22 protein-coding genes are annotated in these 25,160 nt (G+C 65.9%); 9 read left to right on the top strand and 13 right to left on the bottom strand.

Going from position 1 to position 25,160, the window contains the following annotated elements; translation table 11 throughout:
• Positions 1-6: 6 nt before the first annotated feature.
• The 3 genes from upp to ACE3RX_RS13185 are packed head-to-tail and all read right to left on the bottom strand — an operon-like array spanning position 7 to position 3,151.
• Positions 7-639 (bottom strand): uracil phosphoribosyltransferase, encoded by a 633-nt coding sequence (upp, locus tag ACE3RX_RS13195; protein WP_374484340.1) that lies wholly within the window; start codon positions 637-639, stop codon positions 7-9.
• A 26-nt stretch (positions 640-665) separates the two neighbouring features.
• Positions 666-1,910, bottom strand: coding sequence for a URC4/urg3 family protein (locus tag ACE3RX_RS13190; protein ID WP_374484338.1), 1,245 nt, complete (start codon positions 1,908-1,910; stop codon positions 666-668).
• Positions 1,907-3,151 (bottom strand): GTP cyclohydrolase II, encoded by a 1,245-nt coding sequence (locus ACE3RX_RS13185; RefSeq protein WP_374484334.1) that lies wholly within the window; start codon positions 3,149-3,151, stop codon positions 1,907-1,909. Before ACE3RX_RS13185 ends, ACE3RX_RS13190 begins: the two co-directional genes overlap by 4 nt.
• Before the next feature lie 457 nt (positions 3,152-3,608).
• Here ACE3RX_RS13185 and pal point away from each other — a divergent pair, with 457 nt between their 5' ends.
• Both pal and ACE3RX_RS13175 read left to right on the top strand, forming a co-directional pair.
• Complete coding sequence (gene pal / locus ACE3RX_RS13180) at positions 3,609-4,136, top strand: peptidoglycan-associated lipoprotein Pal (protein WP_374484329.1); 528 nt, start codon at positions 3,609-3,611, stop codon at positions 4,134-4,136.
• A gap of 32 nt (positions 4,137-4,168) precedes the next feature.
• Positions 4,169-5,509: a chloride channel protein gene (locus ACE3RX_RS13175; protein WP_374484327.1), complete on the top strand. Its 1,341-nt coding sequence runs from the start codon at positions 4,169-4,171 to the stop codon at positions 5,507-5,509.
• A 9-nt stretch (positions 5,510-5,518) separates the two neighbouring features.
• Here the strand turns inward: ACE3RX_RS13175 and ACE3RX_RS13170 are convergent, their stop codons facing one another.
• The 3 genes from ACE3RX_RS13170 to ACE3RX_RS13160 all read right to left on the bottom strand — a co-directional run bounded on the left by ACE3RX_RS13170 (position 5,519) and on the right by ACE3RX_RS13160 (position 7,261).
• On the bottom strand, positions 5,519-5,884 hold the full coding sequence (locus ACE3RX_RS13170) for a hypothetical protein (RefSeq protein WP_374484325.1): 366 nt from the start codon (positions 5,882-5,884) through the stop codon (positions 5,519-5,521).
• A 104-nt stretch (positions 5,885-5,988) separates the two neighbouring features.
• Positions 5,989-6,768, bottom strand: a complete 780-nt coding sequence (locus ACE3RX_RS13165; protein ID WP_374484323.1) for a gamma-glutamyl-gamma-aminobutyrate hydrolase family protein — start codon at positions 6,766-6,768, stop codon at positions 5,989-5,991.
• Positions 6,769-6,805: 37 nt separating this feature from the next.
• Positions 6,806-7,261, bottom strand: a complete 456-nt coding sequence (locus ACE3RX_RS13160) for a MarR family winged helix-turn-helix transcriptional regulator (protein WP_374484321.1) — start codon at positions 7,259-7,261, stop codon at positions 6,806-6,808.
• 175 nt (positions 7,262-7,436) lie between these two features.
• Between ACE3RX_RS13160 and ACE3RX_RS13155 the strand changes: the two genes are divergently transcribed.
• Positions 7,437-8,030 carry a hypothetical protein gene (locus ACE3RX_RS13155; protein WP_374484319.1) on the top strand — a complete coding sequence of 198 codons (594 nt, stop codon included), beginning with the start codon at positions 7,437-7,439 and terminating at the stop codon, positions 8,028-8,030.
• Here the strand turns inward: ACE3RX_RS13155 and purT are convergent.
• The 5 genes from purT to ACE3RX_RS13130 form a co-directional block, all read right to left on the bottom strand.
• Entirely contained in the window at positions 8,005-9,225 is a 1,221-nt protein-coding gene (gene purT / locus ACE3RX_RS13150; protein WP_374484317.1) for a formate-dependent phosphoribosylglycinamide formyltransferase, read from the bottom strand. The two genes, ACE3RX_RS13155 and purT, sit on opposite strands and share 26 nt — an antisense overlap.
• A 166-nt stretch (positions 9,226-9,391) precedes the next feature.
• Positions 9,392-10,273 carry a hypothetical protein gene (locus ACE3RX_RS13145; RefSeq protein ID WP_374484314.1) on the bottom strand — a complete coding sequence of 294 codons (882 nt, stop codon included), beginning with the start codon at positions 10,271-10,273 and terminating at the stop codon, positions 9,392-9,394.
• A gap of 37 nt (positions 10,274-10,310) precedes the next feature.
• On the bottom strand, positions 10,311-12,590 hold the full coding sequence (locus ACE3RX_RS13140) for a TonB-dependent siderophore receptor (protein ID WP_374484312.1): 2,280 nt from the start codon (positions 12,588-12,590) through the stop codon (positions 10,311-10,313).
• Between the two features lie 165 nt (positions 12,591-12,755).
• The gene (locus ACE3RX_RS13135; protein ID WP_374484309.1) at positions 12,756-14,180 is read right to left on the bottom strand and encodes a methyl-accepting chemotaxis protein; all 1,425 of its coding nucleotides are present in this window, start codon (positions 14,178-14,180) and stop codon (positions 12,756-12,758) included.
• On the bottom strand, positions 14,122-14,388 hold the full coding sequence (locus ACE3RX_RS13130; RefSeq protein WP_374484305.1) for a hypothetical protein: 267 nt from the start codon (positions 14,386-14,388) through the stop codon (positions 14,122-14,124). Before ACE3RX_RS13130 ends, ACE3RX_RS13135 begins: the two co-directional genes overlap by 59 nt.
• 258 nt (positions 14,389-14,646) lie before the next feature.
• Between ACE3RX_RS13130 and ACE3RX_RS13125 the strand changes: the two genes are divergently transcribed.
• Together ACE3RX_RS13125 and mutL are read left to right on the top strand one after the other, a co-directional pair.
• The gene (locus tag ACE3RX_RS13125) at positions 14,647-15,843 is read left to right on the top strand and encodes a S8 family peptidase (protein WP_374484301.1); all 1,197 of its coding nucleotides are present in this window, start codon (positions 14,647-14,649) and stop codon (positions 15,841-15,843) included.
• A gap of 187 nt (positions 15,844-16,030) precedes the next feature.
• Complete coding sequence (gene mutL, locus ACE3RX_RS13120) at positions 16,031-17,869, top strand: DNA mismatch repair endonuclease MutL (protein ID WP_374484298.1); 1,839 nt, start codon at positions 16,031-16,033, stop codon at positions 17,867-17,869.
• Between the two features lie 18 nt (positions 17,870-17,887).
• Here the strand turns inward: mutL and ACE3RX_RS13115 are convergent, their stop codons facing one another.
• Positions 17,888-20,068 carry a putative bifunctional diguanylate cyclase/phosphodiesterase gene (locus tag ACE3RX_RS13115; RefSeq protein ID WP_374484294.1) on the bottom strand — a complete coding sequence of 727 codons (2,181 nt, stop codon included), beginning with the start codon at positions 20,066-20,068 and terminating at the stop codon, positions 17,888-17,890.
• Complete coding sequence (locus ACE3RX_RS13110; protein ID WP_374484291.1) at positions 20,065-20,841, bottom strand: hypothetical protein; 777 nt, start codon at positions 20,839-20,841, stop codon at positions 20,065-20,067. The genes ACE3RX_RS13115 and ACE3RX_RS13110 overlap by 4 nt, the downstream gene beginning before the upstream one ends.
• A 340-nt stretch (positions 20,842-21,181) precedes the next feature.
• On the opposite strand from ACE3RX_RS13110, the gene ACE3RX_RS13105 reads away from it, so the two are divergent.
• From ACE3RX_RS13105 to prfB, 4 genes are all read left to right on the top strand, one after another.
• Positions 21,182-21,910 (top strand): pseudouridine synthase, encoded by a 729-nt coding sequence (locus ACE3RX_RS13105; protein WP_374484288.1) that lies wholly within the window; start codon positions 21,182-21,184, stop codon positions 21,908-21,910.
• A gap of 2 nt (positions 21,911-21,912) precedes the next feature.
• Positions 21,913-23,256: a pseudouridine synthase gene (locus ACE3RX_RS13100; RefSeq protein WP_374484284.1), complete on the top strand. Its 1,344-nt coding sequence runs from the start codon at positions 21,913-21,915 to the stop codon at positions 23,254-23,256.
• A gap of 154 nt (positions 23,257-23,410) precedes the next feature.
• Positions 23,411-24,070: a hypothetical protein gene (locus ACE3RX_RS13095; protein WP_374484281.1), complete on the top strand. Its 660-nt coding sequence runs from the start codon at positions 23,411-23,413 to the stop codon at positions 24,068-24,070.
• Positions 24,071-24,154: 84 nt separating this feature from the next.
• A protein-coding gene (gene prfB / locus ACE3RX_RS13090) for a peptide chain release factor 2 (RefSeq protein ID WP_374484278.1) occupies positions 24,155-25,160 on the top strand; the annotation gives its coding sequence in 2 pieces (ribosomal slippage) (positions 24,155-24,235 and positions 24,237-25,160; 1,005 coding nt annotated over the 2 pieces). This gene is flagged as partial in the annotation.

Below are 25,160 nucleotides of genomic sequence, written 5' to 3'. Positions count from 1 at the left end.
CTAGCGTCACTTGGTGCCGAAGATACGGTCGCCGGCGTCACCCAGACCGGGCACGATGTAGCCGTGCTCGTTGAGGTGGCTGTCCACCGCGGCGGTCGTCACCGGCACGTCCGGGTGAGTCGCCTGCAACGCGGCCAGCCCCTCTGGCGCGGCCAGCAGGCACACGAACTTGAGGCTGGTCACGCCAGCCTCCTTGAGGCGCGACAAGGCTGCGCTGGCCGAATTGCCGGTGGCCAGCATCGGATCGACGACGATCACCAGGCGATCCTCCACGTCGTCCGGCAGCTTGAAGTAATACTCGATGGCCTCCAGCGTTTCCGGATCCCGGTACAGCCCGATGTGCCCGACCCGCGCGCCGGGCAGCAGGTCGATCATGCCGTCGAGCATGCCGTTGCCAGCCCGCAGGATAGACACCAGGCACAGCTTCTTGCCGCTGATCACCGGCACCTTGCAGGGCGCCACCGGGGTGGTCACGTCGATCAACTCGGTGGGCAGATCGCGGGTCACCTCGTAGGCCAGCATGGAGGCGATCTCCCGCACCAAGCGACGGAAGTTGTCGGTGGTGGTCTCCGCGCTGCGCGCCATGGACAGCTTGTGCTGCAGCAGGGGGTGGTCGATGACGGTAAGGGGTGCGCTCATACAGTCCTCCAGTGCGTGCAGTGGTTTCAAAACACGGTGCCGTCGCTGATCAGCTTCACCGGCGGCGTGCCGCCGGAGCGGCGCTGGGCGGCGATGCGCCGGCCGGCCGACCAGGTGCCGCCTTCCAGCACACGGGCCAGCGGAAAAGCTTCCGGCGCCAGCCCGAGCAACTCGCGGACGGCGACGGCGAGCCGGTCCAGGCCCGTTACGGTGAGGGCCCGCCATTCGACGACGGGCGGCGCATCCACTGTCCAGGCATGACGCCAGAAGCGCTCCTCGCGCGGACGGATCAGCCTGAAGTCGAGCAGTAGGCCACCATTGCGATACTCCGGCAGGCCGGTCAGTTCGTCCAGCCCGGTGATCGTCAGCCCTGCGGTTTCCAGCGGTTCGAGCAGGGAATAGGTGAGCCACTGGGTCAGCTTATGGAAAGGCAGCAAGCCATCCTCCAGCGCCGGATGGGCCCAGCAGTCGCCGAGCGGTACGCCCTGCAGCACCACGCGGCCCGGCCACACGGGGCCAAGAGCGCGCAACAGCGTGCCCAGCACGAAGGACGCGGCGATCCGGCCGTCGATGGCGTGGGCGAGCAAGTAATCCACCAGCGTACCGGCGCGGGCCGGTGTGCCGAACACCGCCGGCGTCGCTTCCATCACAGCCCCCAGGCGCTGCAACAGCGCACTGCGCCCCTCCAGCCCGACCAGCGGATTGGCCGGCCCGACCTGGAAGGCCGCGGCCAGCACCTCCGGCGACAGGCGCTGCAGCGCCGCCGCATCGCAGCGTAGAGGGCTGGCCGGATCGGCCGACAGCGCACCGCCGGCGAACAAGGCCAGGCTGGCCACGCCGAGCCCTTCGGAGCGGCCCAGTTCCATGCCGCCGGCCACGTCCCGGTAACGCCACTCGGCGCCGGCCCCGGCGTCCAGCAGCACGCTGGGGATGACCAGATCCACCGCCACACGGGCCCGCTCCAGGCGGTCGCCGTCCAGGCCGTGAGTGCCGGCAAGCACGCTCCAGCGGTCCCGCCCGCCGGCCTCGAAGTGGCGCCAGCGGCTGTGATAGGGCACGTCGAGATCCGGATAGTTGAGGCGGATGGTCTGCGCCACGTACTCGGCGCAGGGCAACAGTTGCTCCGGATGCCAGGTGAAGAATGGCGACAGACCCGCTTCCACCCGTGCCGTAACGACACGGCAGCGCTCGCGCACCGCCATCGAACTCAACAACAACGCCGCCGGATGACCGGCGGAAACCGGCGTGTGCCATCCCGATCCGTGGTTCATGCGTGCAACCCCCTGCCCTTCGCCACCGCCAGTTCGGCTGCGCTCGGCGGTGCCACCGGCGTGTAGTAGCCCGCCGCCGTCTTTGCGTCCATCTCCACCCGCGCGTCGGCCGGGATCAGTTCGTCGGGAATCGCCACCTGTTCGACAACCTGTATGCCGGCAGCGGTCAGCGCCCCGTGCTTCATGTTGCTCATCGACGCCCAACGGTCGATACGGGTGATGCCGAGCCAGTGGAAGACGTCCGGCATCAGCTCCTGGAAACGCATGTCCTGCACGCCGGCCACGCACTCGGTGCGTTCGAAATAGGTTTCGGCGCGGTCGCCGCCAAACTGGCGCTTGCGGGCGTTATAGACGAGAAACTTGGTCACCTCGCCGAGGGCGCGGCCCTCCTTGCGGTTGTACACCACCAGGCCGACACCGCCCCGCTGGGCCATCTCGACGCACACCTCGATGCCGTGAGCCAGGTAGGGCCGGCAGGTGCAGATGTCCGATCCGAACACGTCGGAGCCGTTGCACTCGTCGTGAACCCGACAGGCCACCTGCGTCTCTGGACGGCCGAGCAGGCTCACGTCGCCAAAGAAATAAAGAGTCATGCCACCGATCGGCGGCAGGAAGACCTTCAGGTCCGGCCGCGTGACGAGCTCCGGGAACATTCCGCCGGTCTGCTCGAACAGCGCCCGCCGCAGGGCGCTCTCGGTGATACCGAAGCGCTCGGCCACGCCGGGCAGGTACCACACCGGGTCGATGGCGGCCTTGGTGACACGCACGTCGCCGCTGGCCTCAAGGAGATCACCATCCGGCACCAGCCGACCGGCCTCGATCGCATCGCGCAACTCCGGCATGTTGATGTGCGCCGTGGTCACCGCGATGGTCGGGCGGATGTCCATGCCTGCCGCGATCTCGACGGCAAACTCCTGCGCCACCCGGTGCCCCCACGGGTCGAGGGACACGATGCGCCCCGCGTCGGCCCACTGGGGATGGGGGCCGATGCCGGTGGCCGGCACCGTGTTGGTAAGGTCCGGCCGGTGGTTGCGTTGCAGGTTGCCGGCCGCCACCGCCAGGGCCCGGTACACCGAGTAGGAGCCGGAATGGGTGCCGATCACGTTGCGCACAGCCGGTTCAGCCAGGCCCGCCACCAGCGGCCCCCGTTCCGCGGCGGTGGCGGCGCCCCACTGGATGGTTGGCACGGTACGGCCACGGCTGGCACGGGGATGGGAAGTCAGAACGATGTGGGACGCCATGCTTCGCTCCTGAAAACCTGACCATATGGTCAATTTTTTTCAAGCGAGTTCCATGCCATCGGAAATCCCTGCATTTCCGCTTCCAAACTGCCTCGACACGCACTATTGCAGTGCACCATTGCACGCCGATGACCACCCACGGTGCAAGACCTGCCGCATCACAGGCCCCTACTCAGGGCACCTGAAAGCCCAATGGCACCCTTCCACAAAAACATTTACACAAATACAATTGATATCAATAGATAGATGTAAGCCTACAACTGATCTCCGTGTGCCCTTCGCCGGCTCCCTGTTGTGACGGATGCGTCCGTATCCCGGAAGTACCTCTCCCCCGATCGTTTGCCCACCGACCAGGCCTTTGCGTCTGCCCGGAAGAATTGCCTGCCGCCGCGCTGCAAGCATGGCAGAGGCACGTCCATTTCCCGACTTTCTTTCCCACCACCCCTGGAGTTTCTCCATGAACAAGTCCGTCCTGTCCACCCTTGCCTGCAGCCTCGTGCTGGCCGCCTGCTCGACCACTGCCCAAAAGCCCGTCGCCTCGACCGAACAGCCGGCTTCCGCCGCCCAGGCCGCACCGGCACCGGTTGCCGCGCCCGGCCTGTCCGCCGCCGAACTGGAAGCCCAGAAACTGAAGGCCCAGCGTGAAGAGCTGGCCAAGAAGAGCGTGTACTTCGCCTTCGACAAGTTCGCCGTCGAAGCCAAGTACCGTGATGTGGTGAAGCAGCAGGCCGATTTCCTGAACGGCCACGCCAACGACGCGGTGACCGTGGAAGGCAACGCCGACGAACGCGGCAGCCGCGAATACAACCTGGCCCTCGGCCAGAAGCGCGCCGAGTCGGTGCGCAAGGCGCTGGTGCTGCAGGGCGTGCCCGACGCCCGCATCGAAGCGGTCAGCTTCGGCTCCGAGAAGCCGCGTGCAAGCTGTGCCGAAGAGCGCTGCTGGGCCGAAAACCGCCGCGTGGACTTCCAGCACAAGGACAAGTAAGCAGTTAGCCGGCTCCTCGTGGGAAACAGGCCGTGAAGCGTCCGACGATCACCGCCCGGCGCAGCGGCCTGCTCAGCACCCTCCGCTGGCGGACCCGCATCACCCTCTGGCTGGCCGCGTTGGCGGCCGGGGTGGTCGTAGCGGGCTTCGCCAAGCTGGCTGAACTGGCGCTCGCCCTCTTCGGCGAGCTCACTTCAGGCAAGCCCTGGCTGGCCTTTCTGCTGAGCCCGTTGGTTGGCATGAGCACCGTATGGCTCACCCGGCGCAGCTTCCCCGGAGCCCAGGGCAGTGGCATCCCCCAAGTGATTGCGGCAACCCGCCTTGCCGCGCAGGGAAAGGCCATCCAGCAGCTGGTCTCGCTGCGCATCGCCTTCGGCAAGGTGAGCCTGGGCGCATTCGCGCTGATAGGCGGCTTTTCCTCCGGTCGTGAAGGCCCTTCGGTGCAGGTAGCCGCCTCGATTCTCCACGCGGCGCACAAGCTGCTTCCCAATACCCGCGCCTTGCGCGCCTCGGATCTGATCCTGGCTGGCGGAGCGGCAGGCGTCGCCGCCGCCTTCAACACGCCGCTCGCGGGGATTGTCTTCGCCGTTGAAGAGCTCGGACGACGCCTGGAAACCAGGACCAGCGGCGTGCTGGTCAGCACCATCATCCTGTCGGGTCTGGTCGCCATCGCCTTGCTCGGCAACTACAACTATTTCGGGCATGTAAGGGACGGTCGTAGCGACCAGTCCTTGCTGCTTCCCGTAATAGCCGCCGGCATGGCCTGCGGTGTGTTCGGCGGCCTGTTCAGCCGGCTGATGCTGCTGCCGATGAACTTTCGGAAACACGCGCTGTGGCGCTGGCGCGAAACGCACCCGATCCTGTTTGCGGGCAGCTGCGGTGTACTCGTGGCGTTGACCGGCTTCATCAGCGACGGGGTGTCGTATGGCAGCGGCTATACGATTACCGCCCAAGTCGTCGCCGGCCAGCTGGAACTCCCTTGGTATGCCGCACCGTCCCGCTTCGTGGCCACGCTGGCCAGCTACTATTCTGGGATTCCGGGAGGCATTTTTGCCCCCTCCCTGGCGATCGGGGCGGCCATCGGCTCCCCCCTGACATCCCTGCTCGGTATCGGCGACGGCATCCCGGCCTTCATCGCGCTGTGCATGGCCGGCTTTCTGGCTGCCGTTACCCAGGCACCCATTACCGCCGCGATCATCGTCATGGAGATGATCGATGGGCATGGAATGGTCATCAGCCTGATGGCCGTCACCTTGATCGCCAAAGCGATCGCCTCACGCATCAGCCCTGAGCTCTACCAACAACTCGCGCTCGGCTTCCTGCCCAGCCCGCAGCAGGACCCCGCGCAACAGCAGCCGCCACGAACACCCTAACGGGTGATATCAAGCGCCACCTGGCGGTTTCCCACCCTGCAAGGTGCCGTGGGCTTGAGCCTCAGCCCACAGGGCACGTGCGAAGGTTTTCCAGATCACCCCGCCGTGGCTCTCGAAGCCGATGCTGGCGCTCTCCTGCATCGTACGCAGCATCAGGGCCGCCAGGCCGAACAGCTCGACCTTGGCAAGCTGCTGGTAGTCGATGGGCCGGGTCATCGCCCGCTGCATGTCCGACGGGACGTGTTCGATCGCCTCCCGCGCCAACGCCCGCACCTGCTCCGCATTGCTCCAGTCGATTCCGAGGGCCACGCCCCTGCGCTCGATCTCGCGCTCGATGTCCTGGGTGTCCTGCAGATAGTTCTCGAAACCGGCCATTGAATGATTCCTGCTGTTGAAGCGGACCGGAAGTCGGTCCCGTTACTGGGCTGTCAGGTGGAACCCACCCGATCGGATTGGTTCCGGGCGGAGGAAGAAGGCCTTCAGCGTCCCCGAGCCGCCGCGTGGAAGGCATCGAGCAGTGGCACGCAATCTAGTAGATCCGTGCGGCCGGGCGTATGGAACTCCGGATGCCACTGCACGCCAACCACGAAGCTGCGGCCGGTATGACGGATCGCCTCGACCATGCCGTCGTCGGAAGACACCGCTTCGACGACCAGATCACGCCCCAGCGTCTTCACGCACTGGTGGTGGATGGACACCACACGCCCGCCTTCGGCGCTCCCGAACCAGCGCTCGAACTGGCCCTTCTCCTCGAAACGCACCGAGTGATGATGCAGGTCGTAGGCCTCGGCCTGGTGACGCCCCGAGCCACCGAACTGGGTCGGAATGTCCTGGTAGAGGGAGCCGCCAAAGGCCACGTTGATCAACTGCATGCCGCGGCAGATGCCGAGCACGGGCTTGCCGAGCTCGACGAACTCATGCAGCAGCTCCATCTCATAGGCATCACGGACCCGGTCACCGGTCCACTCCTCCTTCAGCGGCTGCTCACCGTAGGCTTCCGGACTCACATCGGCGCCGCCCTGCAACACAAGGCCATCGAGGTATTCGGCGTAATCGCGCAAGCGGATGTTGCTGCGGTGGATCGGCCCGTCCTTCAGGATCGACGGCACCATCAACACCAGCACGTCCCGCGACATGATCCACTGGGCGATGGATTGCTCGAGCACCTGCAGGGTCTTCGACTCGAGGCCCGTCGCCCCCTGCTTGGGATGGAACAGGCGGGCCGACAGCCCGATCCGGATCGTCTTGTGCCTTGCCACGCTTGCTCTCCTTTCGGGGCCTGCGCCCCTCAACGTCTTACAGGTCGGCCAGCGGCTTGTCGACGCTCCGCTCGTCACGCGTCTTCAACTGGCCGATGACGCTGGCCAGCCCGGCCTGCAAGTGCAGCAATTCCTCTTCGGACAAACCTTGCAGGGCCTCCGGCAATATACCCTCGGCCGGCCCCGGTGCCGCCTGCAGCACGTCCCTCGCACCATCGCTGAGTTGCAGGCCGACCCGGCGCTGGTCCTCCGGCTTGCGGCGCTTGTTCACCAGGCCACGGGTTTCCAGCTTGTCCACCAACTGGCTGCAGGTGGACTGATGGATAGACAGGCGGCCGGCCAGTTCAGATACGCCAACGCCCGGCGTGCGGGCGATCTCATGCAGTAGCCACAGCTGGGAGCCCGATACACCGCAGCTTTGCTCTATCTCGCGGAAATGCTGCTTTACCGAACCGTAGATGAGGCGGAACTGTTTGAGGACCGCAAAGGCCAAAGATTCCTCTGCTGGACGGGTGGCAGGCACCTCGAGTGGAGAGTCGGCTGAATTCATTTGTGGAAATTATATTTACACCAATATAGTTTACTCGAGGAGACGCGGCTTTTCCGGCCGCCGGCGTCCCCCAGTTCCATTTGCACCCCGTACACCCCGGTTTTTCAGGAAACACCTCATGCGCGCAATCGTCCCCGGCCCCCTGCTCCGCCTTCGCACCGCCCTCTATCCCCTTGCTTGTGGCCTGCTCGCTGCCAGCGGACTCCTACTGACCCAAAGCGGTCTGGCAGGCGCCCCTGACCCGGGCAGCGCCGTCGCAAGCAGCGCCCTGGCGGTACGGCCCTCAGGCTGGCGCGGCCTCGCCGGCGAGATCTCCCGCCTGGCTCGTGCCGCCGGTCTGAAGACCGCATGGCAGGATGACGACCGCGCGATCAACCTGACCGTCGACACCACCCAGGCTTTCGAGAACCGGCAAGCGCAGCTGAGCCCCAGCTACGCCTCGCTGCTCGGGGAGATCGCCTTGATGGTCCAGGCCCGCCCGGAGATCCGCCTGATCATGACCGGCTTCGGCAACACACCGGCAACCCACTACAACCCGGTGCTGTTCGGCCTGCGCCTGAAGGCCCTGCAGGTCTTCTTTGCCGAGCACGGCATCGCGATCGGCCAGATCGAAACCCTCATCAAGGATGCGGATAGCGCGAGCGGCCACGACATGCCCGCCGGCCGTGCTGCTGCCGGACGGTTGATCAGCCTGCGCTTCGTACCGGCCTGACCTTGCCGGCGGCCAGCTTGGCCCGCCCCCGCGCCTCTTCCACGTCGGCACCATTGGCCACCGCAACCCCCATCCGGCGCCGCGCAAAGGCCTCCGGCTTGCCGAACAGGCGCAGGTCGGTGCGTGGCACGGCCAGCGCATCGGCCACGCCTTCGAAGACGACACCCTCGGCCTCCATGCCGCCGTAGATCACCGCGGAGGCGCCCGGCTCGCGCAGGCTCACGTCCACCGGCAGTCCGAGGATCGCCCGCGCATGCAGCTCGAATTCGGAGAAGCGCTGGGAGCACAGGGTGACCAGGCCGGTATCGTGGGGACGCGGGCTGACCTCGGAGAACCACACCATGTCGCCCTTCACGAACAGTTCGACGCCGAACAGACCACGCCCGCCCAGATTGGCGGTGACGGCACCGGCGATCTCCCGCGAGCGCTCGAGGGCCACCGGGCTCATCGCCTGCGGCTGCCAGGACTCGACGTAGTCGCCCGACACCTGCACGTGGCCGATGGGATCACAGAAGTAGGTTTGCACCGTGCCGGTTGCATCACAGGCGCGCACGGTGAGCTGCGTGATCTCGTAATCGAAATCGATGAAGCCCTCGACGATGACCCGCCCCTGGTTGACCCGCCCACCGGCGGCCGCGTAGTCCCAGGCCTTCTGCACGTCATCCGGCCCCTTCAGCAGCGACTGTCCCTTGCCGGAGGACGACATCACTGGCTTGACTATGCACGGGTAGCCGATCGCCGGCTGGCCGTCAGTGCCGTCGATGGCGGCCTGCAGCTCGGCCAGGGAATCAGCGAAGCGGTAGGGCGACGTGGCCAGCCCGAGTTCCTCGGCAGCAAGGCGGCGGATGCCTTCCCGGTTCATCGTCAGGCGCGCGGCGCGAGCTGTCGGGATCACCTCGGCCAGGCCCTCGGCCTCAATCTCGACGAGCGTGTCGGTGGCGATCGCCTCGATCTCGGGCACGATCAGATGGGGTTTTTCCTTTTCGACCAGCGCGCGCAGCGCGGCGCCGTCGGTCATCGGGATCACGTGGGCGCGGTGCGCCACCTGGTGACCAGGGGCGTTCGGATAACGGTCCACCGCAATCGTCTCGACACCCAGGCGCTGCAAGGCGATCAGCACCTCCTTGCCGAGTTCGCCAGAGCCCAGCAGCATCACGCGCAGGGCAGAAGGAGAAAGAGGGGTACCGAGTTTCATGGCGGGCTCCGGGAAGGAACGATATGGGATGGGAGCGCCATTATACGGACGGGCCACGGCACCACAGCATTGCGCCGCCTTCGGAGCTGACTTCCTACGTCAGATCACGCCACAGAACCATCCAGCTTTGGCCCACAGAAAGATGATCCGAAGAACAATCCCAGATTCAAGGCCATGAAAACATCATCCGAACAGGAGTGCCCTGACGATCCGATAGGGCCAACCAGGGGATCTCCGCCCAGTAGCGCTCAGCCTCATCCGGCCGCCCCTCAGCCAAGCAGACGTAGCCGAGGACAATCCGAGCCTTGATGTCGTCCGGCTGGCTGAGCAGGCGTTGCTCTGCCAGCAGGCGGACGCGTCCGGCATCGCCCTGGGCTTTCAGCAACTCGACAAAACGCTGGCCATACCACGTATTGCGGATTTCCAGAAAAGGAAGGGCCAGAGGAGCCTTGGGGTCATTGTGGCAAGACTGGCAATCGGCAGAGGGCCAGTGGGCGAGCTCCTCGACGATCCGCTCGATCGCCGCGCGCTCCGCGTCGGGCCGACCTTCCAGTTGCCCAAGCCGCGCCCGGAGGGCCCAATAGCGCCGCTGGTCGCGGGTATTGAGCCCAGCCAGCGGCCCCAGCTTGTCGAGTTCGGCGCGGGCGGCCGGGAGATTGGCCTCATTGAGGTGAGCGTTGGCCAGCAGGAGACGGGACAGGGGCAGCAGTGAAAACGGATCGGGCTGGCCCTTCAGGGCCAAAAGGGTCGCAAGGTCGCCGTTGCGCAGCGCGGCCTCCCGGGACAGGTGCACCCAGGTGGCCCGATCGTCGGCGCTCATGCGCTCCGGCCGCAGGTCGGCCAGCAAGCGGGCCGTGCGCAGTGGATTGACGCGTGCATCCTTGCGGATCTGATCAAGGATCTCTTTGGGGGAGGCGTCCTGCAGTGGGTCGGCCGTCCGCTGGGCTGAGGCCGGGAGGGCGCCGCAGAGGCTCGTAATAAGCGCCAGCATGGCCACCATCACCGATGGTTTGAAATGCGACGGTCGTCGAACGAGGTTCTTTTTCATGGGCGATGCACTGGAATGAAGATGGAAGGACTTGAACCTAGAGCGTCGCACGCAAGGTAAGCATCAAGCGGCGCGGCTCTCCGTAGCTGCCGTAGGAGGTGGTCACCCGCGAGTAATAAACCTTGTCAAACAGGTTGGTGAGATTGAGCTGAGCGCTCCAGGTCTTGTTGATCTCCCAGGCCAATAGGCCATCCCATACCGCAAAGGCAGGCTGCGTGACGCGGGCCGCGGGGATCGTGCCGGAGGCCGCACGCTCCGCGTAGGTTTCGCTCTGCCAGCGGACACCGCCCCCCACTCGCCAGGATGCAGCCGGGCCAGGCAGACGATAGCTGGACCAGGCTTTCACCGTATTGTCCGGGTCGTCCTTCCACCAGCTGTCACCCTGGGTGCTGCTCACCCCCCCGTTGCCGTCGAGCCAGCGGGTGTAGCGCTTCTTCATGTGGCTGAGGCCGAGCATGACCTGCCAGTTGCTGGTCAGGCGACCAACCAGCTCCAGCTCGGCGCCATCGACCTGCTGCTCGTTGTCGGCGATGTAGCAATAGGCAGTGGGCAATGGCGAGGCCGGGCAGGGATAAGGCGCGCTCGGGTCGATCCGGGTCTGGTTCTTGCTGGTCAGTCGATAGGCGGCCAGGGATGCAAGCAGGTTTCCGTCAAAAAATTCGGACTTGAGACCGATCTCCCGGTTGTTGCCCACCACTGGGTCAACCATCTCACCCGTCACCTTGTAGGCGTTCGTGACGCTGAAAACTTCCGCGTGGCTGACATAGACGCTGGTGCTATTACTGAAGTCCCAGGTCAGCGCGGCGTAGGGGGTGAGGACACCCGAGCGCTTGTAGGCCCCCTTGTTGGTGGCTGTGCTGTTCGTATAGCCCTTGTACGCATAGGTGCTGATGCGCCCGCCGGCAGTGAGGGTAAGCTGGTCGAGAACGCGCAGCCTGAGATTTCCATACACACCATCGTCCTGGTAGCGGTAAGTGGTCGGATCGCCGGACATGGCGGAGGGGCGCCAAGGCGCTTCACCAATGTTGATGCGGGTCGGATCAATGTAGAAGGTGTCGGGCCCACCCCAGTTGTAGGAATACTTGCCGGACGTGGGTTGATGGGTGACCTGCTCCCGCTGCGCGGCGTTGGCGCCGACCACAAGGTCGTGGGTACGCCCCCAGGCCCTGAAGCGGCCAAGCAGATGGAGGTCAAAGGTATGCACCTGATCGTCTGTATCCCGGCGCTGGCTGGTCACGTAGAGCGGCTTTTGCGTGCTGCCCGGAATGGGATCAACGACCCCGGTTACCCAGGCCCAGTCCCAGAACAGTTTTTCCTGCCGGTAGTTGTAGGCTGCCTTGATGCGCCAGTCATCGTTGAGGCGGTGCGTCACCTCGGCGAAAGCGCCGGTAGTGTCTCCATCCCAGCGAGCCCAGGGCACCATCCAGGCCGTCTCACGTGGCCAGCGCGGGTCGGAACCGTCGCCTCGGAAGGTTGCGTATTTATAGGTGGGAACAGAGCGACGCCGGTCATAATCGGTGCCGACGGTGAGAAGCGTGGCCGGGGTGAGCTGGTAATCCAGGACACCATAGATCGTCTGGTTCTGGCGACCGGTATAAGCAATGAAATCGTTCTGATCGAGGCTGCTCACCACCAGGCGCCCGCGCAGGCGATCGTCCTCCCCCAAAGGACGCCCCGCATCGAGAGTGACACGGTAGTGATCCCACTGCCCCACCGCGAACTCCAGCCGGGTCAGCGGTGTAGCCTGCGGACGCTTGCGCTGGTAATTGATCGCCCCACCTGCCGAACCAGTGGGGCCGCTGCCGTTGAACAGTCCCGTGGGGCCCCGCAGCACTTCAACCTGTTCATACATCGACAGATCCGACGGCACCTGCCAGAACGTCGCTCCCGCCAGACTTCCGTCTATCGTCACGTTATCGACGCGAAAACCACGGGCACTGATCAGCGGCGTATCGCTTTCATTTGAGCGGCCGTCCACCAGGCCGGTCACCCAGGTGAGTGCCCGAGTGGCTTCAATGAGGTTCTGGTCCTCGATGCGCTGGCGGGTGAGGACGCTCACGGATTGCGGGATATCCCGCAAGGCCTCGTTTGACTTGCCCCCGACGCTGGCCTTCGCAGCCGCGTACGAATCTGCCGGCAGCCTGGTAGCCGTAACGAGCACTTCCTCCAAGCGGGTCACCTGCGTGGGACTGGCTGAGGTCAGCCCGCCTGCGGCATCGCCAGGTTCGGCAGCAACGACCGATGAAACAAGACTCAGGCCAATCAGCGCCAGCCCGGCTGGCGGATGAAGACGGGGAATACAGACGATATGCAGCATGGGCCATGGCCGGAGGCCATGGGTACCCCCGATGTCCTCGCCGGCGCGAACAGAGAATGCGAAAGCGCAGGATCATAAAAAAACGCCATCACATTTCCATGCGCCATAACGCCTCACGTGACAATCCGTCGCGGCGGCGGACAGCCCGGCCCCATCAGCCCTGCATCAGGACACCCGGAAGCGGCCGATCTGTTGCTTGAGGTTGGTGGCGATCCCCTCCAGGTGGTGCGCAACGGCAGCCGTATCGCGGATGGTGCCGGTGGTGTCCTCGACCATGCTGGCAATCTGTTCGACCCGCTGGGCGATGGCGGTACTGGCTGCGCTCTGCTCCCGCGTTGCGTCAGCCACGTCACCGACCCGCTGCAGCGTGGCGCGGGCCCCCTCCTCGATGGACTTCAACAACTCGACGGCGGACGAGGCCAGTTCGACGCCCTCCTGCACCTCAGGCAGCGCCGCATTCATCGCCTCGACGGCGCCCCCTGTGTCGCCCTGGATGCCAATGATCATCTGCTCGATCTCGGTGGTCGCCGAAGAGGTCCGTTCGGCCAGCTTGCGCACCTCGTCCGCCACCACCGCAAAGCCACGCCCCTGCTCGCCAGCCCGCGCCGCCTCGATGGCGGCGTTGAGGGCCAGCAGGTTGGTCTGGCCGGCGATATCCTTGATCACACTGGCAATCGACGACACCTGGCGTGCCCGTTCCTCGAGGGCCCGGATCCGCCCGGACGCATCGTTGACGGTATCGGAGATCTTGCGGATGGCGCTGGCCGCCAGATCCACCCGCGTCGAACCGGCCCCCGCCAGTTCGACCGCCTCCGTGGAGTAGCGGGAACCGTCGGTCGCGCTGTCGGAAATGTGGCTGGAACTGACGGTCAGCTCCTCGATGGCCGCCGCCATCGCCGATGTAGCGTCGGACTGCTGGTCTGCGGCGCCGGCGATCTGGTCGGACGCCGCCGCAATGCGCGCCGCGTTATCCACCAGGCTGTTGGCCTCTCGATTGATTTCCGCAACAAGGCTGCGTAATGCCTGGACCATCGTGCCGGTGGCGTGCAACAGGCTGCCGGCCGGGGCAGCACGGACCTCCGCCCCCAGGTCGCCGGACGCCACCCGCTGCATCACGGCGGCGACCTCGGCGGGCTCGCCCCCCAGCTGTCGCAGGATGCTCGCCCCAAGCTGCCAACCAAGGGCGCTCAGGACCAGCAGCAGGAATGCCGAGATGCCACCCAGCACACGGGCAATGGCCGCGTAGGCCTTATCGATGTCGTCGATGTACACGCCGGTGCCGACCGTCAGCTTCCATGGCTCGAAGGATGCGGCATAGGCGAGGCGCGGCTCCGGCGGCTGGCCCTTGGTCCGCTCCCAGGTGTATTCGACGAAGTCACCGCTCCGGCCGGCCGCCCCGATCAACTCACGGATCAGGAACTTACCGTGGGTGTCCTGCATGTCCCATTTGCTCTGCCCTTCAAACTCCGGCTTGATCGGGTGCAGGAAGGTGATCCCGTCGTTCTGATAGATAAAGATGTACTCGCTGCCGCTATAGCGGACGCCCCGCAGGACTTCCCGCGCGCTCTGGCGGGCCTGCGCCTCCGACACCTTCCCCGTCCCTTGCCTGGGCCTGAAAGTACTTGAGCACGCTCACCGCGCTCTCGACCTGGCTCTTCAACTTGTCCTGGCGCTCCTCCAGCATGTTCGACTTGAGTTCGTAAAGAGCGGTCACGCAGAGCACCAGCAAGCCGAGCAAGGCGAGGCCGACCAGGGCCTGGATGCGCGTGGACACACGCATGGAGCTTGCGACATTCATGGTTTTCTCCCCCTGTTATCAGTTCCGGCAACGACTTTCGCCGCCAAGCATTTCAATGCCCCGATTACAACCTGCATGTCATTAATCTGGACAGCCATTTTTTGCTGAAAAAGCGATTTCTCGCATTTGTTTGACCAAACGCAAGGAACCGCGACTCCCTCACGACAGCAAACCGAAGACGTGGGAAAAAATCACTTTTCTGACGTAAACTGGCTCATCGTCAAATTTGCCAAAATAAGCAGAAACAGGAGAAATCTGATGCATGCCCGTACCCTGCCGTGCCTGCTGTCACTCGCCCTTACGGCCCCCGCAATCGCCGGAACCGGCACCAAGGCCTACATCATCCAGTTCCAGGAATCGGCCGTGCAGGCCCCGGTCCGCAATGCCGTCCGTGATGGCCGCATCGATGCCGATCCGCAGAACTGGGGTTATGTGGACAAGCGCGTGGTCGAACGCACCCAGGATCTGGAAGCCCGCTATAAGGTGAGGGCACGCCTCGCCTTCAGCCATGTGATGAAGGGCTTCGCCGCGGAGCTCACCGAAGCCCAGCTCGCCCAGTTGAAGTCCGACCCGACCGTACTTGCCATCGAAGAAGATCTGCCGGTCACGGCCAGCGCCCAGAGCATTCCGTGGGGCATCACCAAGACCCGCGACAACCTGTCCTCCACGCTGGCCGGCAACGGCAGCGGCACGGTCAGCGGCGTCAACGTCTACGTGATAGATACCGGCATCGCCAGCCATACCGACCTCAATCTCGTCGGCCACACCAACCTCGTCGCTGACGGCAAGAACTACGACTGCAATGGCCACGGCACCCATGTCGCCGGCACCATCGGCGCGAAGGACGACAGCGCCTACGTGGTCGGGATGGCACCCGGCGTGCGCCTAACCGGCGTAAAGGTGCTCGACTGCACCGGCTCGGGCTATACCTCGACGGTCATCAAGGGCGTGGACTGGGTCACTGCCAACGCGGTGAAGCCAGCCGTCGCCAACATGAGCCTGGGCGGCAGCGGCACCAGCACCATGCTCGACAGCGCCATCACCAAATCGGTCAATTCCGGCGTGGTGTACGCGATTGCCGCCGGCAACAGCGCGGTGGACGCCTGCACCCAATCCCCGGCTCGCATCGGGGGGTCGCTGGCCGGCGCAATCACCGTAGCCGCCACGGCCAGCAACGACACCGAGGCCTCGTTCAGCAACTACGGAACCTGCGTCGACATCTGGGCTCCGGGCGTCAGCATCCTGTCCACCTATCTCAGCAACGGACTCGCCACCGCCTCGGGCACCTCGATGGCCAGCCCCCACGCGGCCGGCGCCGCGGCACTGTACTTGTCCCGCTACCCCACCGCCACGCCGGCCATGGTCGAGGCGGCGATCAAGCAAGGCCTCGTCACGCCGGGCACGCTGAGCAAGAACGGCCAGCTGGTCAAGCGCCTGGATACCCTGTCCTTCTGATCTTTCAGCCCTCGCCCCCACGCCCTGCGGGGGCGAATTCATTCGCCCGGCACCGCATCCCCGCAGTCCGCAAGCCTCTCCACTCCCGCAGCGCCCATCCGCCCTTCACCCCTCGCTGCACATAGGGGTCGGACTTGCGGCCACCGGGCATTACAATGCCTGCCCTCCCCCGAGCACGACCCGCAGCATGGCCATCCAGCTTCTCCCCGACCACCTGATCAACCAGATCGCCGCCGGCGAAGTCGTGGAACGACCGGCCTCGGTGCTCAAGGAAGTGCTGGAGAACGCCATGGACGCCGGCTCCACGGTCGTCGAGGTGCAACTGGAACAAGGTGGCGTGCGGCGCATCCGGGTGGCCGACGACGGCTGCGGCATTCCGAAGGAAGAACTGCCTCTCGCGCTGGAGCGCCACGCCACCAGCAAGATCGGCAGCCTCGACGATCTGGAACACGTCGGCACGATGGGCTTCCGCGGCGAGGCGCTGGCGGCCATTGCCGCGGTGTCGCGGATGAGCATCACCAGCCGCGCCGACGGCGCCCCCCACGCCTGGCGCATCGACGCCGATCCCCGCGAGCTGGCCCCCGCCGCCCTCAACCACGGCAGCGTGGTGGACGTGGCCGACCTGTATTTCAACACCCCGGCGCGACGCAAATTCCTGAAGAGCGAAGGCACCGAGTTCGCCCATTGCGACGACGTCTTCCGGCGCGTCGCGCTGGCGCGCCCGGACGTGGCGATGCAGCTCTCCCACAACGGCCGCGTCAGCCACCGGCTGCCGTCCGGCACCAAGGAGGCCCGTGTACGCGCCCTGCTTGGCGACGACTTTCTTGCCGCCGCGCGCCTCGTCGAGGCCGAATCGGGCCTGCTGCGCCTCACCGGCTACGCCTCGCTGCCGGCCTACTCGCGCAGCAACCGGGATGCTCAGTTCTTCTACGTGAATGGCCGCTTCGTGCGCGACAAGCTGGTCACCCACGCGATCCGTGAAGCTTACGCCGACATCCTGCACGGCAGCCGCCATCCAGCCTATGTGTTGTTCCTGGAGCTGGATCCCTACGGCGTCGACGTGAATGTGCACCCGGCCAAGATCGAAGTGCGCTTCCGCGACTCGCGGGCGGTGCACCAGTTCGTCTATCACGCGCTGACACGGGCGCTGGCAGCCTCCGGAGCCGGCGGCGCAGCGGCGACGGTGGAGGCAGCAGCCCAGCAACCGGACGCGACAGCCCAGAGTGGCGTCCGCTATCCGTACCCCGGCCCCCAGACGACACAGCCTTACCAGAGCCGCCTGGCGATGGAGCCGGTGTCACGGGCCTATTTTGATTTCGCCGCCTCGGCCCGCCCGGACCTCCCGGCGAGCCCCCGCGTCGACGAACCCCGCCCATCCCTCTCCGCCTTCCAGCCCGCCTTGGCCACCGGGCAGGACAGCCCGGCGCTGCCCACTGGCGACCTGGCGCCGCCCCTCGGCTACGCGCTGGCCCAACTCCACGGCGTGTACATCCTGGCCCAGAACGAAAGCGGCCTGATCCTGGTGGACATGCATGCCGCCCACGAGCGCATCCTCTATGAACGCCTCAAAACCCTGCTCGACGGCACGCCCGGCGTGCAGCGGCTCCTGATTCCGGCGGTGTTCGGCGTCGGGCCGAAGGACATGGCGAGCGCCGAGGAGCACGCCGAGCTGCTGGCCCGCATGGGTTTCGAGATCGGCCCAGCCGGCCCGCAGGAGTTGGCGGTGCGCAGCGTGCCGGCCCTGCTCGCGCGGGCGCCGGTCAGCGAGCTGGTCCGCGCGCTCTTGGCCGAGCTACGCGACTATCCCGCCAGCGAGGTCGTCACCGCCCGCCGCAACGAACTGCTGGCAACCATGGCCTGCCACGGCGCGGTGCGCGCCAACCGTAGCCTGACGATCCCGGAGATGAATGCGCTATTGCGCGAGATGGAGGCCACCGAGCGTGCCGACCAGTGCAACCATGGCCGCCCGACCTGGACAGCCCTGAGCATGGCCGACCTCGACAAACTGTTCCTGCGCGGACGCTGAGCCAACCGGCCCCGGCGATCAAGCCTGGGCCAGCTCGCTGGCCCACGGCCACAAAGGGCCGCCATCCATGCGCTGCAGCTTGCCGAGCACCGTGGGCACCGGCAGCGGCCGGTCGAAGCGGTAACCCTGGAACTCGTCGCACCCCAGGTCGCGCAGCAGCTGGTGTTGCATCCCGGTCTCGACGCCCTCCGCCACGACGGTCAGCCCCAGGCTGTGGCCGAGGCTGATGATCGCTCGGGAGAACTGCAGGTCTTCCGACTCCGGCTGCAGGCCGTCGACGAAGGACTTGTCGATCTTGATCACGTCGATCGGGAGGCTCTTAAGGTAGGCCAGGCTGGAATAGCCGGTGCCAAAGTCATCCACCGCCACCGTCAGCCCGCGCGCCTTGAGTTCGGCCAGGGTGTCGATCATGCGCTGCGGATCGGCCATCAACTGGGTCTCGGTGATCTCGAGCTCGATGCACTGCGGCGCCAGCGAATGGCGCTCGAGAACACTGAACAGCCGTCCCGCAAAGCCACTGTCACGGAACAGCTGCACCGAGCAGTTGATGGCCACCCGCGGGCAGGCCAGACCGGCGCGCTGCCAGCCATCCAGGTGGGCGGCGACGCTGCGGATCACGAAATCGGTGATCGGCACGATCAGGCCGGTCTCCTCAGCAATGCGGATGAAGCGCGCCGGCGACACCGGGCCGAACTCCACGCTATTCCAGCGCAGCAGGGCCTCCATCGCACGCAGTTCGCCGTCGCGCCCGAGGCGCGGCTGATAGACCAGGGAAAGCTCGCTGCGCTCGATCGCGCTGCGCAACGCCATCTCCAGCGCCAGGCGCTCGGTGGCGTTGGCACCGATCTCCGGCGTGAAACGGTGCACCCGCGCCCGGCCGGCCGCTTTCGCCGTGTACATCGCCGCATCGGCCTGCTGCAGCAGTTGCGGCAGATTGCGGGCGTCTTCCGGATAGTGGGCCACGCCAATACTGGAGGTGACAGTCACTTCCTTCTCACCGAGCATCACCGGGCGGGAGATCGCCTCCTGCACCCGCGCCAGCACCGCCTCCACGTTGCCGCTCTGGGCGTCGTCCTCGAGCATCAGCACGAATTCGTCACCACCGTAGCGGGCCAGCACGTCGGTCGAGCGCAAACACTGGGACAGCCGGTAAGCCACTGTCAGCAGCAGCTTGTCGCCGAACAGGTGGCCAAGGGAATCGTTGATGACCTTGAAGTTGTCCAGATCGATGAAGGCCACCAGCAGGTTGTCACCGCGCCGGTCGGCGCGTCGAGCCGCCTCCTCGAAACGCTCGGCAAAACTCAGGCGGTTGAGCAGCCCGGTCAGCTGGTCGCGGGTGGCCTGGTAGCGCAGGCGGTTCTCGGCTTCCCGCTGGGCGGTGATGTCACGCACCGAGCCTTCGTAATACAGAAAGTTGCCATCCACGTCGCGCACGCTGTGGGCACTCTCGGAAATCCACACGATGCTGCCGTCGCGCCGGCGCACCGCGGAGACGAAATCCCGCACCTCGCCGTCCGCCTGCATCTGGGCGATGAAGGCATCCCGCCGTTCAGGGTCCACGTAGAGCTGCCGGCCCACGCTGCGCAGTTCGGCGATCAGCTGGGCCGGCGAGTCGTAGCCATAAATGGCGGCCAGCGCCGGATTGGCCGCCAGGTAGACCCCGTCCTTGGAGGTCTGGAACAACCCCTCGCTGCCCGAATCGAAGATGCTGCGGTAGCGCAGCTCGGCGTCGGCCAATTGCTGCTGGGCCGCCACCTCGTCGGTGATGTCCTTGATCTGCGCCTCGGTATACCGCACCCCGCCATCGCCACAGCGCCCGGCACCCTGCTCACTGACCCAGCGCACGCTACCGTTGCGATGGGTAATCCGGTAATCGACCCGGTAGCGCCCCTCGGCCTGGGCCGCCTCCAGCACGTGGGCCATCAGCGACGCCTTGTCCTCGGCGACGACGAGGCGCTCGAAGAGGCCGCCATCCCGCATCAAGGCCTCGGCGGACCAGCCACACAGGGCCTCCGCCCCTTCGCTGACGAAGGTGAGGCTGCGCTCACCGTCCCCGCCGGTCAGCCGCCCCTGGATCACCATGCCCTCGAGGGCCGCCAGTACCCGCTCGGCCAGCGACGCGTCCACCGCACCAGCGGCCGGAACCAGCGCAATCCGCGCTGCCGCCTTGCCTGCCCCGAATGTCGCCCGTCCGTTCATGCTTTGCCCATCAATTCGTTACCCACCTGCTCGATCCACACGAACACCGTATCGATCGCCTCCGTCGCCAGCCTGTAGAAGTCATCCACCGGGTAATCGACCCGATCACGCAGGAATTCCGCCCGCACCACATGCACCAGCCGCTCGGCAGCATTGCGCGCCACAAGTGCCTCGATCGGCGGCGCAGCATCCCGGTAGCGCTGATTGGCCGCCACCAGCAAGGCCTCGGCCGACGAACACTGGAAGAACAGGCGCGTGCGCTTGAATGGCGAACACCGCCCTGCCGCCGCCACGCCGCAGCACAGGCCGCGGATCTGTCCGAGCGCCTCGGCCAGCGCCGGTAGTTGGCGAGCATAGGCGCTCACCAGGCGCCCCTTCTCCCGGTCCAGGCCCGACCATTCGTCGGCGAGGCGTCCAGCGCGATCGAGTACCTCGCCCAGCAAACGGCAATGGCGCAGGAACAGCATTTCATCACTTTCGCCCTGCCGGCTTGCCAGCAACTGCTGCCAGGCCACCGCCAGCATCTCGACAAAGTCCCGCTCCCCGCCGGCGTCGGAACCACTCACCTGCTGCGGACAGGCCTGCAGCGCCTGCCCGATGGCATGCGCCACATCGCCCTGGGCCGCCGGCAGATCCGCAGCCAGTGGCGCGCCACCCGCACACAAGGCGCGATGGCGCTGCACCGGACGCAGCACGGCCAGCAGGCAGGCGGTAAAACGGAAGTCGGCACGAAACTGGCGGAAACCCGCCGGGGCTGCATGAACGGCGATCACACTCAGTTCTCCGCGGACGAACCGCCCAGACGGGGGCGACCGGAGACGAACCAGAAAGGCGAGCAGCTAGCGGATCGAGACAAAATCACGGGATGTCTTCAAGGAAATTACAGCGATTGTGCACTGCAATTACGGGGTTGGCGACGCAATCTTTAACGATCATTACATTTTAAAGACAATGGGATAGAGACCCTTACCGTCCCACGCCTGACAGCCTTCCGACAAACCGGAAGTCATCGACGCAACATGGATTCGGAGCAACCCACACGCCGGCAGCCGGGTTGCCATCACTGCCGTCAGACGCGAAAATGGAAAGTTACACCGCTCTAGCGCAACTCCCGTGAAACTCGAACGCATTCTCCAGAACCAGGGCTTCGGCAGCCGTCGCCAGTGCCGCCAGTGGGTGGAACTCGGCGAAGTCCGCATCAACGGCGAGGTGGTAGACGACCCCGGCGCCGAGATCGATACTGCCGGCCTGGTCTTTGAAGTCGAAGGCCACAGCTGGACCTACCGGGAGAAGACTTACGTCGCTCTCCACAAGCCTGCCGGCTATGAGTGCTCCCACGAACCCAAGCACCACCGCAGCGTGTATTCCCTGCTGCCGCAACAGTTGGTGGCCCGCAACGTGCAAAGCGTCGGCCGCCTCGACCAGGACACCACCGGGCTGCTGCTGTTCTCCGACGACGGCGCCTTCATCCACAACCTGTCGTCGCCGAAGAAGCACGTGCCCAAGGTCTATCGGGCCGAACTGGCCGAGCCCGGCACCGACGTCCTCGTACAGCGCCTGCTCGACGGAGTAGACCTCATCGACGAACCCCAGCCCGTCCCGGCCTTGCATGCGCGACTGCTGGCCGAGAAGACGCTGGAAATGAGCATCGACCTGGGCAAATACCACGTCGTCAAACGCATGATCGCCGCCGCCGGCAACCATGTAGAGCAACTCCACCGCAGTGGTTTCGGCGGCCTTCACCTTGGCGAGGGCCCCTTGAGCGGCCTGACCGAAGGCCAGTGGGTCTATCTTGAAGAGGCCGACCTCCAGCAACTGCATTCCGCCGCCAGAAAGGCCTGATCATGACCGATACGCTCCGCCGCCGTGCCCCGCTGCCCACCCGCGACGGCACACTGAAGCTCAAGCCGCGCGCAGCCGGCACCCCCGAGGCGGCCCCGCAAGCCCCCAGCAGCCCCAAGCCCGCCAAGGACTGGCGCAAGCCGGCTGCCGGCAGCCCGGGCCGCAACCGCAAGGCCTCGTTCCCCGAACAGGCCAACGCCGAGCCCGAACGCCGCAGCCCGCGCCCGCCCCGCGACGGGGACGCGCCGCATCAAGGCGGCGACCGCTTCCGCGACGAGCGCCCGCGTAGCGATCGCCCCCGCGACGATCGTCCGCCCCGCCCGGCTGGCGACCGGCCTGCCCGTCCCTTCGGCGATAAGCCGGCCCGCCCGTCCGGCGAGCGTACGGCCGGCGAACGTCCGCGCTGGGGCGAAGAGCGCCCGTCGCGCCCCTTCGGCGATCGCCCGCCGCGGCGTCGCGACGACAACCGCGCCGACGGCGAGGCCGCAGCGCAACCTGGCAGCCGTCCCCGCGGCGATTTCGCCAAGCCCGCCGAAGCCCGCCCGCCGCGCCACGAGCGCAAGCAATGGAGCGGCGAACCCCGCCCGGCACCGACGCCCTCCCCGCTACGCGACGACGGTTCGATCCGCCTTTCCAAACGCATGACCGAGCTGGGCCTGTGCTCGCGCCGCGAGGCCGACGAATACATCGAGAAGGGCTGGGTCCGCGTGGACGGCCGCGTGGTCAGCGAACTCGGCTCCCGCGTCAAGCCGGGCCAGAAGGTCGAACTCGATCGCCGCGGCCAGACCGCCCAGGACAGCCGCGTCACCATCCTCCTCAACAAGCCGGTCGGCTACGTGTCCGGCCAGGCCGAGGATGGCTACGAGCCGGCCAGCGTGCTGATCACCGCCGAAAACCGCTGGGCCGAGGATCCGTCCGAAAACCGGTACCTGCGCACCCACCACCGGGGCCTCGCACCGGCCGGCCGGCTCGACATCGACTCCATCGGCCTGCTGGTATTCACCCAGGACGGGCGCATCGCCCGCGCACTGATCGGTGACGACTCGTCCATCGAGAAGGAATACCACGTGCGCGTCGAGGGCAAACTCACTGACGACGGTCTCAAGCTGCTCAACCACGGCCTGTCGCTCGACGGCGAGGCGCTGCGCCCGGCCAAGGTCAGCTGGCTCAACGAGGACCAGCTGCGCTTCGTGCTTCGCGAAGGCAAGAAGCGCCAGATCCGCCGCATGTGCGAGCTGGTCGGCCTGAAGGTTGTCGGCCTCAAACGCGTACGCATCGGTCGCGTGATGCTCGGCAACCTGCCGCCGGGCCAATGGCGCTACCTCGGTGCGGACGAGCTGTTCTGAGCCGATCCACCACAAGCATGTGACATAGCCCGCCTGCGCCGTTCGGCCAGCGGGTTAAAATCGTCGGCGATGACTGCCCCCGACGGGGGCTCCGCCGCCTCCGGGCGGCGGATGCCGCATCCTGCGCAGCATCCCACTCGCGAAATGACCGACGATGCCACAGCCCCATGTGTTCCGCGCCCTACTCGTGTTCCTGATCGGCCTGATAGGCCTGGCCTGCACCCCAGCACGGGCGGAGCTCGACGAGACCTACGAAGGGCTGCTGGTCCCCAACAACTTCGAGTCCGCCATCCAGGTCACCCTCCAGTTGCACGAGCGTAGTGGCCAGCTGACCGGCACGATCACGACCGGCGCGCCATTCCATGTCACCGCAGCGCTCTCATCCGGGGTCAACAAGTACGGTCAGTGCAACATGCGGATCCCCCTCACCCCGTCCTTCTCCCTGCGTCTGTACGGTAGCTGCCAGTCGGCCCTGTTCGAGGGGCGCTACACGATCTACACCACCCAATCGGAAGACAAGCCGAGGGGCACCTTCCGCCTGATGCGCAAAGAGGTGAAGAAGGAGGTGGACGACGATGGCCTGCCCAAGCGCAGCACCTACGCACCACCGACGGGCAGCCTCACCGACTGCATCAAAACCAACACCCGCTGCCTGATGGCCTGCCCCCAGGGCGACTACAACTCGGAATTCCTGTGCTCTAACCGGTGCCGGCGCAAATACCAGGCGTGCAAAGCCCAGTTCTCGGCAACCCCGGCGCCAAAGGCTGGTAGCGGCTCACTGCTACCGGACAGCGGCCCCACCCCTGCCCGCTGAACGACGTCCCGCCCCGTCAGGCTGCTTCAACTCCGCCCTGAAGGTATAATGCCCGGTTTTCCCGCACCAGCCAGGGCCCCGATCATGGAAGCAGAACGTCTAAACGCCATCTCCAACAAGCTCGCCGACCTGAAGGCGCGGGAGCTCGAACTTCGGAGGTATCTTTGACTACGATTCAAAAGCTGAAAAGCTGATCGAGGTCAGCAAGCAACTCGAAGATCCTGAGATCTGGAACGATGCAAAGCACGCCCAGGAACTCGGCAAGGAAAAGAAGACCCTCGAAGGCGTCGTGCTGACGCTGCAGGAAATCGAGCAGGGCATTGCCGACGGCCAGGATCTGTTCGAACTCGCCTCCATGGAAGAGGACGAGGACACCATGCAGGCCGTCGAGGCCGATGTGGCCACCATCGAAGGCCGTGTGGGCGAACTCGAATTCCGCCGCATGTTCAGCAACCCGATGGACGGCAATGCCTGCTTCATCGAAATCCAGGCCGGCGCCGGCGGCACCGAAGCCCAGGACTGGGCCGGCATGCTCGAACGCATGTACCTGCGCTACGCCGAACGCAAGGGCTTCCAGGTCGAACTGCTGGAAGAGTCCGAAGGCGAAGTGGCCGGCATCAAGAGCTGCACGATCAAGGTCGGCGGCGAATACGCCTACGGCTTCCTGCGCACCGAGACCGGCATCCACCGCCTCGTCCGCAAGAGCCCCTTCGACTCCAACGCGCGCCGCCACACCAGCTTCACGTCGGTGTTCGTCTTCCCCGAGGTGGACGATTCCATCGAGATCGACATCAACCCCGCTGATGTACGCACCGACACCTACCGCGCCTCCGGCGCCGGCGGCCAGCACATCAACAAGACCGACTCCGCGGTGCGTCTGACCCACATCCCCACCGGCATCGTCGTGCAGTGCCAGAACGACCGTTCCCAGCACCGCAACAAGGATGAAGCCTGGTCGATGCTGCGTGCGCGCCTCTACGAAGCCGAGCTGCGCAAGCGCCAGAGCGAGCAACAGAAGCTCGAGGACGCCAAGAGCGACATCGGCTGGGGCCACCAGATCCGCTCCTACGTGCTCGACCAGAGCCGCATC

The organism is Zoogloea sp., from assembly GCF_041914405.1.
Lineage (GTDB): Bacteria > Pseudomonadota > Gammaproteobacteria > Burkholderiales > Rhodocyclaceae > Zoogloea.
Note: the sequence above shows the minus strand (reverse complement) of the source record. Positions and strands in the feature narration are given on the sequence as shown.

What these genes read in the sequence shown, in the direction of transcription:
- upp (WP_374484340.1), bottom strand. Translation starts at nt 639, where the DNA reads ATGAGCGCACCCCTTACCGTCATCGACCACCCCCTGCTGCAGCACAAG.
- ACE3RX_RS13190 (WP_374484338.1), bottom strand. Translation starts at nt 1,910, where the DNA reads ATGAACCACGGATCGGGATGGCACACGCCGGTTTCCGCCGGTCATCCG.
- ACE3RX_RS13185 (WP_374484334.1), bottom strand. Translation starts at nt 3,151, where the DNA reads ATGGCGTCCCACATCGTTCTGACTTCCCATCCCCGTGCCAGCCGTGGC.
- pal (WP_374484329.1), top strand. Translation starts at nt 3,609, where the DNA reads ATGAACAAGTCCGTCCTGTCCACCCTTGCCTGCAGCCTCGTGCTGGCC.
- ACE3RX_RS13170 (WP_374484325.1), bottom strand. Translation starts at nt 5,884, where the DNA reads ATGGCCGGTTTCGAGAACTATCTGCAGGACACCCAGGACATCGAGCGC.
- ACE3RX_RS13155 (WP_374484319.1), top strand. Translation starts at nt 7,437, where the DNA reads ATGCGCGCAATCGTCCCCGGCCCCCTGCTCCGCCTTCGCACCGCCCTC.
- purT (WP_374484317.1), bottom strand. Translation starts at nt 9,225, where the DNA reads ATGAAACTCGGTACCCCTCTTTCTCCTTCTGCCCTGCGCGTGATGCTG.
- ACE3RX_RS13145 (WP_374484314.1), bottom strand. Translation starts at nt 10,273, where the DNA reads ATGAAAAAGAACCTCGTTCGACGACCGTCGCATTTCAAACCATCGGTG.
- ACE3RX_RS13140 (WP_374484312.1), bottom strand. Translation starts at nt 12,590, where the DNA reads ATGCTGCATATCGTCTGTATTCCCCGTCTTCATCCGCCAGCCGGGCTG.
- ACE3RX_RS13130 (WP_374484305.1), bottom strand. Translation starts at nt 14,388, where the DNA reads ATGAATGTCGCAAGCTCCATGCGTGTGTCCACGCGCATCCAGGCCCTG.
- ACE3RX_RS13125 (WP_374484301.1), top strand. Translation starts at nt 14,647, where the DNA reads ATGCATGCCCGTACCCTGCCGTGCCTGCTGTCACTCGCCCTTACGGCC.
- mutL (WP_374484298.1), top strand. Translation starts at nt 16,031, where the DNA reads ATGGCCATCCAGCTTCTCCCCGACCACCTGATCAACCAGATCGCCGCC.
- ACE3RX_RS13115 (WP_374484294.1), bottom strand. Translation starts at nt 20,068, where the DNA reads ATGAACGGACGGGCGACATTCGGGGCAGGCAAGGCGGCAGCGCGGATT.
- ACE3RX_RS13100 (WP_374484284.1), top strand. Translation starts at nt 21,913, where the DNA reads ATGACCGATACGCTCCGCCGCCGTGCCCCGCTGCCCACCCGCGACGGC.
- ACE3RX_RS13095 (WP_374484281.1), top strand. Translation starts at nt 23,411, where the DNA reads ATGCCACAGCCCCATGTGTTCCGCGCCCTACTCGTGTTCCTGATCGGC.